Annotated in this window: 13 protein-coding genes and 2 pseudogenes; 9 read left to right on the top strand and 6 right to left on the bottom strand. The window is 43.4% G+C overall.

What is annotated here, in order from left to right; all coding sequences use genetic code 11:
* Both C1G57_RS00595 and C1G57_RS00590 read right to left on the bottom strand, forming a co-directional pair.
* Positions 1-218: pseudogene (locus tag C1G57_RS00595) on the bottom strand (IS5/IS1182 family transposase); the annotation flags it as partial.
* A 132-nt stretch (positions 219-350) separates the two neighbouring features.
* Positions 351-716 carry a hypothetical protein gene (locus tag C1G57_RS00590; RefSeq protein WP_105113301.1) on the bottom strand — a complete coding sequence of 122 codons (366 nt, stop codon included), beginning with the start codon at positions 714-716 and terminating at the stop codon, positions 351-353.
* A 207-nt stretch (positions 717-923) separates the two neighbouring features.
* On the opposite strand from C1G57_RS00590, the gene C1G57_RS00585 reads away from it, so the two are divergent.
* From C1G57_RS00585 to C1G57_RS00570, 4 genes are read left to right on the top strand one after another with little or no spacing between them, the layout of a single operon-like run.
* Positions 924-1,709, top strand: coding sequence for an ABC transporter ATP-binding protein (locus C1G57_RS00585; protein ID WP_105113300.1), 786 nt, complete (start codon positions 924-926; stop codon positions 1,707-1,709).
* A 23-nt stretch (positions 1,710-1,732) separates the two neighbouring features.
* Complete coding sequence (locus tag C1G57_RS00580) at positions 1,733-2,647, top strand: ABC transporter substrate-binding protein (RefSeq protein ID WP_105113299.1); 915 nt, start codon at positions 1,733-1,735, stop codon at positions 2,645-2,647.
* Between the two features lie 13 nt (positions 2,648-2,660).
* Complete coding sequence (locus C1G57_RS00575) at positions 2,661-3,710, top strand: FecCD family ABC transporter permease (protein WP_105113298.1); 1,050 nt, start codon at positions 2,661-2,663, stop codon at positions 3,708-3,710.
* Complete coding sequence (locus tag C1G57_RS00570) at positions 3,707-4,684, top strand: FecCD family ABC transporter permease (protein WP_105113297.1); 978 nt, start codon at positions 3,707-3,709, stop codon at positions 4,682-4,684. Before C1G57_RS00575 ends, C1G57_RS00570 begins: the two co-directional genes overlap by 4 nt.
* A gap of 18 nt (positions 4,685-4,702) precedes the next feature.
* Here C1G57_RS00570 and C1G57_RS00565 read toward each other — a convergent pair whose 3' ends face one another.
* Together C1G57_RS00565 and C1G57_RS00560 are read right to left on the bottom strand one after the other, a co-directional pair.
* The gene (locus C1G57_RS00565) at positions 4,703-5,182 is read right to left on the bottom strand and encodes a glutathione peroxidase (protein WP_105113296.1); all 480 of its coding nucleotides are present in this window, start codon (positions 5,180-5,182) and stop codon (positions 4,703-4,705) included.
* Positions 5,183-5,195: 13 nt separating this feature from the next.
* Positions 5,196-5,912: a pseudouridine synthase gene (locus C1G57_RS00560; RefSeq protein WP_105113295.1), complete on the bottom strand. Its 717-nt coding sequence runs from the start codon at positions 5,910-5,912 to the stop codon at positions 5,196-5,198.
* A gap of 128 nt (positions 5,913-6,040) precedes the next feature.
* Between C1G57_RS00560 and C1G57_RS00555 the strand changes: the two genes are divergently transcribed.
* Together C1G57_RS00555 and C1G57_RS00550 are read left to right on the top strand one after the other, a co-directional pair.
* The gene (locus tag C1G57_RS00555; protein ID WP_105113294.1) at positions 6,041-7,003 is read left to right on the top strand and encodes a glutathione S-transferase family protein; all 963 of its coding nucleotides are present in this window, start codon (positions 6,041-6,043) and stop codon (positions 7,001-7,003) included.
* A gap of 460 nt (positions 7,004-7,463) precedes the next feature.
* On the top strand, positions 7,464-8,579 hold the full coding sequence (locus tag C1G57_RS00550) for a low temperature requirement protein A (RefSeq protein ID WP_105113293.1): 1,116 nt from the start codon (positions 7,464-7,466) through the stop codon (positions 8,577-8,579).
* A gap of 62 nt (positions 8,580-8,641) precedes the next feature.
* Here the strand turns inward: C1G57_RS00550 and C1G57_RS00545 are convergent, their stop codons facing one another.
* The gene (locus C1G57_RS00545) at positions 8,642-9,346 is read right to left on the bottom strand and encodes a glucosamine-6-phosphate deaminase (protein ID WP_105113292.1); all 705 of its coding nucleotides are present in this window, start codon (positions 9,344-9,346) and stop codon (positions 8,642-8,644) included.
* 181 nt (positions 9,347-9,527) lie between these two features.
* Between C1G57_RS00545 and C1G57_RS11220 the strand changes: the two genes are divergently transcribed.
* The 3 genes from C1G57_RS11220 to C1G57_RS00535 all read left to right on the top strand — a co-directional run bounded on the left by C1G57_RS11220 (position 9,528) and on the right by C1G57_RS00535 (position 11,288).
* A complete protein-coding gene (locus C1G57_RS11220; protein WP_193434475.1) occupies positions 9,528-9,695 on the top strand; it encodes a hypothetical protein in 168 nt (55 codons plus the stop codon).
* A gap of 9 nt (positions 9,696-9,704) precedes the next feature.
* Positions 9,705-10,733, top strand: a complete 1,029-nt coding sequence (gene queA, locus C1G57_RS00540; RefSeq protein WP_105113291.1) for a tRNA preQ1(34) S-adenosylmethionine ribosyltransferase-isomerase QueA — start codon at positions 9,705-9,707, stop codon at positions 10,731-10,733.
* Positions 10,734-10,814: 81 nt separating this feature from the next.
* On the top strand, positions 10,815-11,288 hold the full coding sequence (locus tag C1G57_RS00535; protein ID WP_105113290.1) for an arginine repressor: 474 nt from the start codon (positions 10,815-10,817) through the stop codon (positions 11,286-11,288).
* A gap of 142 nt (positions 11,289-11,430) precedes the next feature.
* On the opposite strand, the pseudogene C1G57_RS00530 reads toward C1G57_RS00535, so the two are convergent.
* Positions 11,431-11,770 (bottom strand): annotated as a pseudogene (locus C1G57_RS00530) (transposase); the annotation flags it as partial.

Genomic DNA, 11,770 nt, shown 5'->3' with positions numbered 1-11,770 from the left:
CCAGAGAATACCTGGCGAGCATAGGCGAACAGGGTCATTTTGAGCAACATGGCTGGATGAAAGGCTGGACGACCAGTATGGGAAGTTTCTTCTAATAGAACGGATAAAGGAATGGTATCCACAAACTGACTAATCAGACGAGCCTCATGCGTTGCAGGTAAATCCCAAGCAAGATTTAATTCCAAACTTAACTGATTTGTGTTATACTGTTTATACATTTTCATGCCTTTCTAGTTGTTTTGTGGTTATTATAATTATAAAGCATGAAATGGAAAACGAGCAAATCCTAATTGGAATTGCTCGTTTTTTTATATGTGAGCGGCTAGTTTTTGCCCAGCCTCTTGTTTCAGTCATTCTGACAATTTCTTATTAACTAGCAAATAATGGCGAACAAGGTAAAGAGTAAGCAAGACCAACAAATAGAAGAAGACCATCTTATTGGGCACTGCAAAACCAACTATTCCACTGTCACGCAGAAGGCTGCTAGTCAGTCCCCCTAAAAAAGTGACTAGCAAAAATCTCTTCCTACTTGGTTTGTGAAAGAAGGGCAGGTACACAATGGGAAGGAGAAACAACTGGAGGAAAAAGAGGCTATAGTCTTTGTCATGGACAAACTGGATCAGGCTTGTCAGCACCAACAGCATACTAGATATACAAAGGGCACTCAATAGATAGCTATCCAATAGACTTCTATCTTCTCGCCATAGGCTATTCATAGAACATTCCTCCTATATCTTATTTCTATAGATATTATAACATTATAGAAAATACTAAACAAATATAATTCTGCTTCCGCCCAGCATTCCCCTGTGCTTAGTTAGCATTTTTATAATCATTCTTATTAGATTAAAATTGTCAGAAAAATCTTTGTTTATCCTAAAAACTATGATATAATGGATTTCAATGTGAGTAAAGGAGGGTGTATGGCTACCATATCAGCCAAGGATTTGGTCGTTTCTTATGGGAAAAAATCAATCCTAGCAGACCTATCGATAGACTTTCCTACTGGAAAAATCACCAGTATTATCGGTGCCAATGGCTGTGGAAAATCCACGCTACTAAAGGCTCTCAGCCGTATTTTACCAGCTGAAAAGGGAGCGGTCTTTTTGGATGGAAAAGACATGCAACAAATTCCGACAAAGGAGATTGCTAAACAGTTGGCCCTACTCCCACAGGTACAGGAAAGTTTGGACGGGATTCGAGTCTATGATTTGGTTTCTTATGGCCGCTTTCCTCACCAGCATGCCTTTGGCAGACTGACGGACCTCGATAGAGAAAAAATTGACTGGGCTTTGAAAGTGACGCAAACCATGGAATTCGCTCAAGTATCTGTCCAATCCCTATCAGGTGGGCAGCGGCAACGGGTTTGGATAGCCATGGCCTTGGCACAAGATACGGATACCATCTTTTTAGATGAGCCGACCACCTATCTGGATATGCAGCATCAACTAGAAGTCTTGCAGTTACTGAGGAAACTCAATCAAGAAAATGGCAAAACTATTGTCATGGTCCTGCATGATATCAACCACGCTGCCCGCTTCTCTGATTGCCTCATTGCCATGAAAGATGGACAGGTCCTTCATAAAGGAAGCATAGATGAGGTTATCACTGTTGAACATCTGCGACAAATCTTTGGTATTGAAGCAGAAATTCTGCCTGCCAGTCACTATGGTTATCCCATTCTAGCCACCTACACTCACACACCATGATAGATAAACATAAAGGAGTTTTTATGAAAAAGTTTCTACTTTCTCTCAGTCTTGTTTTGTCAGTCCTTGTCTTGACTGCCTGCTCTGCTATTTCCCAAAAGGATAGCCAAACAGCCCTTTCAAGCATGCCTACTATCGAGGGAGTTGCCTACTATGGCGACATTCCTGCTCAGCCTAAAAAGGTGGTCAGCCTCAACTTTGCCAACACTGGCTATTTGTTGCAGTTGGGCTTTGATGTGGTCGGTGCGACTTCCTACGACTTGGAAAATCCAGCCTTTGCTGATAAATTAAGCGGTGCTACTGCTGTTACCAGTGAAGATTTGGAAGCCATAGCTGCGCTGGAACCAGACCTTATCGTGACTGGCTCGACAGATGAAAAAATCGAGCAGCTTGCTGAGATTGCTCCTACCATTTCCCTTGAATACGGCAAGCATAGCTATGCTGAAACCCTGACAGTCTTTGGTCAAATTTTTGGACAAGAAGCCGCTGTTGAAGAATGGCAAACCGCTTGGAAGGAGAATGTTGCAAATGCTGCCAAGGAAATAAAAGCTAAGACAGGCGACAACGCAACATTTACCATCATGGGCTATCTTGGTCAAGACCTCTACCTCTTCGGTAATAACTGGGGACGTGGTGGAGAGATTATTTACCAAGAACTAGCTTATACCGCTCCTCAAAAAGTCAAGGATGAAGTCTTCGGTCCAGGTTTCCTTGCTGTGTCACAGGAAGTTTTGCCAGACTACGCAGGGGACTACATTATCTTGGCTGTTGAAGACGAAAGTGTTGCCGCAGGTCTATTGAACAGCGATTTGTGGAAAAACCTTCCAGCTGTTCAAAACAATCGTGTCATCAAGGTAGATAGCAAGGCCTTCTACTTCAACGACCCGATTTCACTTGAGTATCAACTGAACATTCTCAAGGAAGCTATCACAAAATAAGGATTGATTCTCTATGTTTTTGAAACACTTGGAGAGAAAAAATGGGGAAGAGGTTGCAGCTAACTTCAAGGTTAGCCTATCGCCTTCCCCTCTTTTTTTCCTCCTGCTCTTTCTTCTCTTGCTGGGTTCTTACTGGGGATTTCGTTTGGGAGCTATTTCTTACTCTCATGACCAAATCCTCTCCGTCTTAAAAAATCCCTTGCGTCAGTCAAAACTTCAAGATGTTCTAATTGAATTGCGCTTACCTCGGATTTTGGCGGCAGGGCTGGTTGGGGCAAGTCTTGCGACCTCTGGAACTATCATGAAGGCCGTGACGCGTAATCGCTTGGCAGACCCTGGGCTACTGGGAATTCCTGCTGGAGCTGGGCTCTTTCTGATTTTGAAAATGGTCTTCTGGCCCCATTCTTCTGAGCTCCTTAGTATTCTTGCCTGTTTAGTGGGAGCTGCTTGCTCAGCTAGCTTAGTCATCTTTCTCAGCCAAGAAAAAAAGCATTCTAAAGGTCCACTCAGACTGATTTTAGCAGGTGTCATGGTCACTGCTCTCACGCAAGCCTTGGGACAGGGAATAGCTCTATTATATGATTTGTCCAACCACATTGTTGGTCTTGAAGCAGGTAGCCTGACCAACATTAGCTGGAATAGTTTGTACTGGTTAGCCCCTCTTATTTTACTGGGACTGCTGTTGGCGCAAGTATTTGCCCATTCTTTGACCATTCTGAGTTTGGATGATACAGTGGCTACTGCCTTGGGGCAAGACACTCATAAGATGACCATCTTCTTCCTGGCCATCGTTGTACTCTTGTCAGCTTCTTCTGTCGCCTTAGTTGGTTCCCTATCCTTTATCGGACTTATTATCCCCAACCTCTTGACTTCCATGCTTCCAAAAGATTATCGTTATATCTTACCCTTTTCATCCTTGGCTGGAGCTGGTTTTCTAGTCTGGCTGGATTTGATTAGTCGAACCCTCCATCCTCCCTATGAAACTCCCTTGAGCAGTTTGATTAGCTTTGTCGGACTTCCAATCTTTCTCTGGCTCATTCGAAAGGGGGAATATCTAGCATGAAGAAAAAGGATATTCTGCTCTTACTTTTACTCCTTCTGACCGCCCTTTCCTTGCTCTCCCTAATAATAGGCTACAGTAAACTTGGGCTGACAGATTTATTCGCAACCTTAAGCGGACAGGCAAACACAGCGACCCAGTTGATTTTCTGGAAAATCCGCCTGCCACGTCTTTTGGTGTCCATTCTAGCTGGTGGAGCTCTGGCAGTTAGTGGACATTTATTTCAGACATTGACAAGAAATGCCTTGGCAGATTCTGGCATTCTGGGTGTCAATGCGGGGGCAGGGCTCTTGCTGACGCTTGCACTGACATGGAACGTAACTTTTCCACTTTCACAGCCAGTTTTGGCTCTTACAGGTGGATTTCTTGCAACTGGCTTGGTCTATTTACTGGCTTATAAAAAGGGACGAGGGATAGAACCGACGCGACTGGTCCTGACTGGTGTTGGTCTGGCTAGCCTGTTTTCCAGCAGTATGATTAGCCTCATGGTCCGGTTTGACCGCTACAAGTTGGAAAACATTATCGGTTGGTTAACGGGGAGATATGTCGGAGATGACTGGCAAACCATCAGCCTAGTAGGTCCTGCCCTGCTTGTCCTCTGCTTGCTGAGCTTCATCCGTTTCTCAAGACTAAATATTCTGCAATTAGAACCCAGCCTGGGAACTGGGTTAGGTCTAGATCGGCAGAAAGAAAGCCTGATTGTCATTTTCTTAGCAACAAGCCTAGCCAGTCTTAGTTCCCTACTGGTTGGCAATACTGCCTTTGTCGGCCTACTGGCTGGTCATTTGGCCAAACAAGTGGTCGGTAAACAACATCAAGACAGCCTACCCACTGCCTTTCTGATTGGAAGTATCCTGATGGTCCTGGCTGACATGGTCGCCCGTTCCTTCTTGGTCGGTACAGGTATTCCAACTGGTTTGGTGCTTACCATAATTGGTGCGCCCTATCTTCTATTCTTATTAAAACAAGAAGGCTAGATTTCTCCAGCCTTCTTATTATTTTTCTAGGTAAAGTTCAATGTCCTCTTTCAGTTTTAATGGACTAGTCGTTGGTAAATAGCGTTTGACCACGCGCCCCTGTCTGTCGACCAAAAACTTGGTAAAATTCCACTCAATTCGACCTCCTAATACGGTTGATTTTTCTTTCTTGAGATAGCGATAAAGCAGACTAGCTTCTACACCGTTTACAGCCACTTTTGCAAATCGTGGGAAACTTGTTCCATAGTTCAAACTGCAGGTCTGATTGATTTCTTCAGCAGAACCAGGTGCCTGATTTAAAAATTGATTGCAAGGAAAATCCAGTACCACAAAACCTTTGTCTTTATAGCTATCATATAGCTCCTGTAATTCCTTGTATTGAGGAGCCAATCCACAGCCTGTTGCCGTATTGACAATCAATAGAACCTGACCCTGAAAATCCCGCATGGGCTGGTCTGTCCCATCTTGTTTTTGTACTGTAAAATCATAAATGCTCATCATTTCCCCTCCTCTAGTCAAAATAAGTGAATAAATGGTCCAATTCATTGGGACTAAGTTGTCTGTATGCACCTCGTTCCAAATCCCCCAGCTCAAAACCTCCAAAGGAAATCCGCTTGAGATAGGTGACCTTGACACCATAGGCTAAAAACATCTTCTTGACCTGATGAAACTTGCCTTCTGCCAACTTGATGGTCGCTCTGTTATGATCCAAAGAAGCCTCCAAAACAGTCAAATCTGCGGGCTGGCAACGGGTGCCGTCCAAAAAGGTAACACCTGATGCAAAGAATGTCGGGGCATCCTGACCCAAGGGGCCGTTGACCTCCACATAGTAGACCTTATCTACATGGTGACTAGGATGGAGCATGCGGTAGCCGAGTGGACCATTGTTGGTAATGAGGACTAGGCCCTCGGTATCCCTGTCCAGGCGACCGACAGGGTAAAGCCCGTCTGCCCTATCCTCTGGTGAAATCAGGTCGATGACTGTCTGGTGGTCCTTATCAGAAACGGCAGAAACGACACCAGCAGGCTTATGGAGCAGATAATAACGACTAGCTTCCAACTCAACCCTATTACCAGCTACCATGATTTCTTGCAGGCCTGGGTCAACAATCTGACTGAGGCTTTGAGCAACTTGCCCGTTAATCTTGATTTGTTGGGCTTTAAATAATTTTTTTACTTGCTTGCGGGAGCCAATTTTTGCCTTCTCTAAACACTTATCCAATCTCATAGCACTATTCTAGCACAAAACATCTGACTTGACTTTGTTTTAAAATTTTTTATAATGCTAATTAGTGATATATGGATAGAGCTCACCTGATACTCGGGTGATTGCCTAATAATGAAATGGAGAACTTCATGGGACTTTTACAAGATGGCAAATGGGTAGACCAATGGTATGACACCAAGTCAACAGGCGGTAAGTTTGTCCGTACTGTCACACAATTTCGTAACTGGATTACCCCTGATGGACAGGCTGGTCCAACAGGAAACGGCGGTTTCAAGGCAGAATCTGGTCGTTACCACCTCTACATTTCCTTAGCTTGTCCTTGGGCCAGTCGGACCTTGATTACGCGAAAACTGAAAGGGTTGGAAGAACACATTTCGCTTTCTATCGTTCATCCTTTGATGCTAGAAAATGGTTGGACCTTCGCAGACGGTCCTGGTGTCATCAAGGATTCCCTCTTTAACAGCGACTATCTGTATCAGGTATATTTGAAAGCTGATCCACACTATACTGGTCGGGTAACTGTGCCTGTCCTTTGGGACAAAGAAACCAATACCATCGTCAGTAACGAATCTGCTGAAATCATGCGTATGTTCAATACTGCCTTCAACGACATTACAGGCAACTACGATGACTACTATCCAGAACACCTACAAGCCGAGATTGATGCCATGAATGACTTTGTCTATCCAAACATCAACAACGGTGTCTACAAGGCAGGTTTTTCAACCAACCAGAAAGTTTATGAGAAAGAAGTCAAAAATCTCTTTGCTGCCTTGGATAAATTGGAAGAGCATTTGGCGGATAAGGACTATCTGGTGGGCAATCAGTTGACAGAGGCTGATATTCGCCTCTTTACTACCTTAGTGCGGTTTGATCCAGTTTACTTTGGGCATTTTAAATGCAATATCAAGGCCTTGGTTGACTATCCGAATCTATGGAATTACACCAAGCGCCTTTACAATCATGCGGGTATTGCAGAAACGGTGGACTTCGACCATATCAAGCAGCACTACTATGGTAGCCACAAGACCATTAACCCTACAGGTATTGTCCCAGTCGGCCCTGACTTGGACTGGACACTTGAAAACTAAAGACACATATGTTATAATCATTGTGCTTAAAAGTTCAGGAAACTAAGCATAAGGAAAACACCCATGGCGGCAACCATGGGTGTTTTTTTGTGCTTGCTCAAGGCACGCAGGCTAAGTTAATTGTCGCGTTTGTTTTGCCACTTACGGATTAGCCACTCCGCAATAAGTTCTGCAACTACGCTGACTAACAACGGTAACAAAACAAGTTTCAGGAAACTATCTAGCATAAGTTCTCACCTCCCAACTTGCGCTGTTTAGTGATTGCGACTTAGATAGTATACCATAAAACGACAATCTTTGCTATTATAAAAAAGTTGTTATCCACTAAAGAATGAAGAATCGAAAATGAACACAGACATTTTCCACGATTTTTAGAACATCAGTTCCACAAATAACTGGTTTGCCCTCTCACCTTTTCGTATGGTATAATAATTCAGATTTTCAGAAAAAGGAGATTACCATGTCTGACATTAAGGCAAAACGCGTATCCAACTATGAATTGTTTTATGATTTGGTCTTTGTCCTAGCCACTTCTTCTCTGACAGGCTTATTACATGGGGACCACATCGGTTTTAAGGAGATTGTCACCTTTATCATCGCCAATTTGATTATTATGACCTTGTGGATGAATGAAACTATCTATCTCAATAAATATGGCGAACGAGATTTTCTGGATATTTTTACGATTATTCCATCCATGTATCTGATTGGTAACATGTCACTCAACTTCAGCAATGATTTTGAAAAAACAGCTCTGCACTTCAATGCCTTTCTGACCCTGTCATACGTTTTGATTTTCATGCAATATTATCTAAGAGGAAGACGGATTGGCTTTAATGAGGACATCAAGGCAACCTTACAGATGTTAGCCTATTATATTGCTATCTTTGCCGCTGCAACCATTTTAGTCATTTTCAAGCTCTGGACCAATGATGAGAGAATGCTGATTGTCTATATCATTCCCTTCTTGATTCCCTTCTTCTTCCAAAAGAGAATGAGCCATGACCCCATTAACTTTCCACACATGGTGGAACGTTGTCAGCTGATTACCATTATCACCTTCGGTGAAACGGTCATCGCCATCATCAAAAATTATCCGCTACTAGACTTGGCTCTGGAAGGAATTTTACTTTTCTTCGCGATGGCAACCCTCTTCATCTTCTATATTTCCCAAACCTATCTGTCCATCGACCATCACCGCAAGGCAGATGTGAGCGTTCTGCTCTATGCTCACTTGGTGATAGTCCTTGGTTTGAATTTCTTCACAGTAGCAATGGAATTGTTCCCTAGCCATCACAATGAACTGGCCTTGCCCATGCTGGTTGTAGGAAACTTGCTTTTCTACGGAGGCATCCTATCAACTTCCTTCTATAATCAACAAATTCACCAAGTTGGTAGAAAAGGACTGTTCATCTACGGTCTGATTTTAGTGATTGGAAATGTTGCCTTACTGCTAGCTGGACATGCAAACCTACTCATCTTTATTATCCTCAACCTGCTCTCGCACGCCATGGTCGCCTATCATGTCATTCGTTTCCGAAAAGCTCATCAGAGTTTGATGGGGGAAGAGGTGTAAAAAATAAACCACAACGGCAATCTCTATTACTGAGTTGAAACTGTTGTGGTTTTTACTATTATTCAGGCTAATTTACTAGCTGCAGCTTCGTCAATGATGAGGATAACATCATCATGGTTTTGAAGGACACTTGCTGGAACTTCCTCGGTCACAGGACCTTCCACCGTCGCCTTAATGGCGTCAGCTTTTTCCTGACCATAGGCCATAAGAACAATGGTCTTGGCTGCCATAATATTGGCGATGCCCATGGAGATGGCTTGTTTTGGTACATCATCTGGATTGTCAAAGAAGCGAGCGTTGGCTTCGATGGTTGATGGTGCCAAATCCACAACGCGAGCAACTCCGTCAAAGGAAGCCCCTGGCTCATTAAAGCCAATATGACCATTGCGGCCGATACCTAGAATTTGGAAATCAACAGGATGGTCTTCCAAGATGGCATTGTAGCGCACCAACTCCGCATCCAAATCACTAGCCAAACCGTTTGGCAAATGGTTTTCCTTGAATGGTTTAGCGTTAAAAAGATGCTCTTTCATAAAATAGACATAGGACTGGTCACTGTCTTCACCCAAACCAACATACTCATCCAGGTTCACAGATGTCACCTCAGAAAAATCCAGATCACTTTCACGAATCTGCCTATAAAATTCGATTGGGCTGGAACCTGTAGCCAAACCCAGAACCTGCGCGCCATCTGCTAATTTCTGCTTGAGAATATCAAAGGCAATAGCTGCCCCTTCCACCTGATTCTTAACGATATGAACTTTCATTCTTATTTCTCCTTTTTGGTATAGACCGATTTTATAAATCTATTGTATGGTATAGACCAATTTTTGTCAAGCTTCTCACATTATATTTTTAAACAAATGTTAGTATAATAAATTAGAAAATTATTTCTCATTCCTTTTCGTTCGTCAAGACTTAGGGATGCAACTATGGTATAATAAAGGTATGACAACTGTACTTATATACCTATTTTTTCTCGGTATTCTCAACTGCCTAGCAGGCTATCTTATCACCAATTCAAGAACATTGAAAATCGTATTTTACACGATTGGACTTCCCTTGGTCTTGCTTCCATTTGGCCTGCTCTTCTATTTTATTACCATTCTTTCATAAGGAGAACACATGAATACCGCAGATTTTGATTTTGAATTACCAGAGGAGCTGATTGCCCAAGTACCACTTGAAAAACGCGACAGCTCAAAACTACTCATTCTCGACCGCCAGCAGAAAACCATGGTCGATAGCCACTTCGACCACATCATTGACCAGCTAAATCCTGGGGATGCTCTGGTCATGAACAACACGCGTGTGCTCCCTGCCCGCCTCTATGGCTACAAGCCCGAAACCAAGGGTCATGTGGAGCTTTTACTTTTGAAAAATACCCAAGGTGACCAGTGGGAAGTGCTTGCCAAACCAGCAAAACGCCTGAAAGTCGGCACCACAGTTGCCTTTGGTGACGGCAGACTAACCGCCACTATTGTAGAAGAATTAGAACACGGTGGAAGAATTGTGGAATTTACCTATGAAGGTATCTTCCTAGAAGTCTTAGAAAGTCTGGGCGAAATGCCACTTCCGCCTTACATCCATGAAAAATTAGAAGACCGTGAACGTTATCAAACGGTCTATGCCAAGGAAAACGGTTCTGCCGCCGCGCCGACCGCTGGCCTACATTTCACCCAAGAACTACTAGAAAAAATTGAAGCCAAGGGTGTCAAGCTAGTCTATTTGACCCTTCATGTTGGTCTAGGTACCTTCCGACCAGTTTCCGTTGACAATCTTGACGAACATGAAATGCACTCCGAATTCTATAACCTATCCGCCGATGCAGCTCAAACGCTCAATCAGGTCAAGGACCAGGGCGGTCGGATTGTTGCAGTTGGTACCACATCCATTCGCACCCTGGAAACCATCGGAAATAAATTCGATGGTCGCCTAGAAGCTGATTCTGGCTGGACCAATATTTTTATCAAACCTGGTTACCAATTCCGCATCATCGATGCCTTTTCAACCAACTTCCATCTACCAAAATCAACCTTGGTTATGTTGGTATCTGCCTTTGCAGGTCGAGAATTCGTCTTAGATGCGTATAAACACGCTGTTGAAGAAGGCTACCGCTTCTTCAGTTTTGGAGATGCTATGTTTATTCAATAGCGACACTTTCCTTGTCATCGAAAATCAAGTCTAGGCTTTCTAGGCGATTTTCCGTGCACTGCCATCTTGTAGGAGGTTCCTATGAACAAGATTGAAAGTCGGCACCAATTGATTTTGTCCTTGGTGATGGAGAAAAAAATCCATACCCAACAAGAATTGCAAGAACTCCTAAATCTAAACGGCGTATCCGTTACCCAGTCCACCCTCTCCCGCGACATTAAGATGCTCAATTTGGTTAAGGTCAATGAGGATGATTCTTCTCATTATGTCATCAACCCCATCGCTCCAAGTCGCTGGGAAAAACGGCTGCGGCTCTATATGGAAGATGCCTTGGTCATGCTCAAACCTGTTCAGCACCAGGTCATTTTGAAAGCCTTACCTGGTTTGGCCAATTCCTTCGGCTCTATTTTGGATGCCATGGAAATCCCTGAAATCATTGCGACAGTTTGCGGTGATGATGTCTGCTTGATTATCTGCGAGGATAATGAAAGTGCCCTCTCTTGTTTCGAATATTTGAAGCAATATGCACCACCTTTCTTCTTTAGCAAGGCATAATAGTAGCTCGCGCTTACAAGGACTTAAAAAGAGGCTGGGCAAAAACTAGCCGGTAAATAAAAAACACAGATAGATTCGAGCTGATTTTGATGAAATCCAGCCGAACTGTCTGTGTTTTTCTTTCTGTTTCTACTCTCTTGGACTAATTTCTTAGCCAATTTCGTTAGATTCATGCTCATTAGGAGGAATCCTATCTCAGTTTCAACCACCTTTTGACCTCTGACATGGACTCTGCGCACGCCAAAAACACCCTTCATCCTACCAAATACAGGTTCGACATCCACCTTGCGTTTGGCATAAATGCGGGCTCCCTCTTTACTTGTCAATTCCTCTTTGACTAAGTTCTTGAAATAGTTCCACGTAGGATTATACTGAATTTGTTTGAGGTTTCCTTTCTCTGTCCGTGCTAACTGGTCTAACTCTTCACTAGCTTGTACAGGATCAGCTTCGTAAATCTTAATATCTCTCTCAAATCCATTCTT

Source organism: Streptococcus suis (assembly GCF_002960425.1).
GTDB lineage: Bacteria > Bacillota > Bacilli > Lactobacillales > Streptococcaceae > Streptococcus > Streptococcus suis_S.
Note: the sequence above shows the minus strand (reverse complement) of the source record. Positions and strands in the feature narration are given on the sequence as shown.

Excerpts from the sequence above, each read along its gene's own strand:
- C1G57_RS00590 (WP_105113301.1), bottom strand. The coding sequence starts at position 716 with ATGAATAGCCTATGGCGAGAAGATAGAAGTCTATTGGATAGCTATCTA.
- C1G57_RS00585 (WP_105113300.1), top strand. The coding sequence starts at position 924 with ATGGCTACCATATCAGCCAAGGATTTGGTCGTTTCTTATGGGAAAAAA.
- C1G57_RS00580 (WP_105113299.1), top strand. The coding sequence starts at position 1,733 with ATGAAAAAGTTTCTACTTTCTCTCAGTCTTGTTTTGTCAGTCCTTGTC.
- C1G57_RS00575 (WP_105113298.1), top strand. The coding sequence starts at position 2,661 with ATGTTTTTGAAACACTTGGAGAGAAAAAATGGGGAAGAGGTTGCAGCT.
- C1G57_RS00570 (WP_105113297.1), top strand. The coding sequence starts at position 3,707 with ATGAAGAAAAAGGATATTCTGCTCTTACTTTTACTCCTTCTGACCGCC.
- C1G57_RS00565 (WP_105113296.1), bottom strand. The coding sequence starts at position 5,182 with ATGAGCATTTATGATTTTACAGTACAAAAACAAGATGGGACAGACCAG.
- C1G57_RS00560 (WP_105113295.1), bottom strand. The coding sequence starts at position 5,912 with ATGAGATTGGATAAGTGTTTAGAGAAGGCAAAAATTGGCTCCCGCAAG.
- C1G57_RS00555 (WP_105113294.1), top strand. The coding sequence starts at position 6,041 with ATGGGACTTTTACAAGATGGCAAATGGGTAGACCAATGGTATGACACC.
- C1G57_RS00550 (WP_105113293.1), top strand. The coding sequence starts at position 7,464 with ATGTCTGACATTAAGGCAAAACGCGTATCCAACTATGAATTGTTTTAT.
- C1G57_RS00545 (WP_105113292.1), bottom strand. The coding sequence starts at position 9,346 with ATGAAAGTTCATATCGTTAAGAATCAGGTGGAAGGGGCAGCTATTGCC.
- C1G57_RS11220 (WP_193434475.1), top strand. The coding sequence starts at position 9,528 with ATGACAACTGTACTTATATACCTATTTTTTCTCGGTATTCTCAACTGC.
- queA (WP_105113291.1), top strand. The coding sequence starts at position 9,705 with ATGAATACCGCAGATTTTGATTTTGAATTACCAGAGGAGCTGATTGCC.
- C1G57_RS00535 (WP_105113290.1), top strand. The coding sequence starts at position 10,815 with ATGAACAAGATTGAAAGTCGGCACCAATTGATTTTGTCCTTGGTGATG.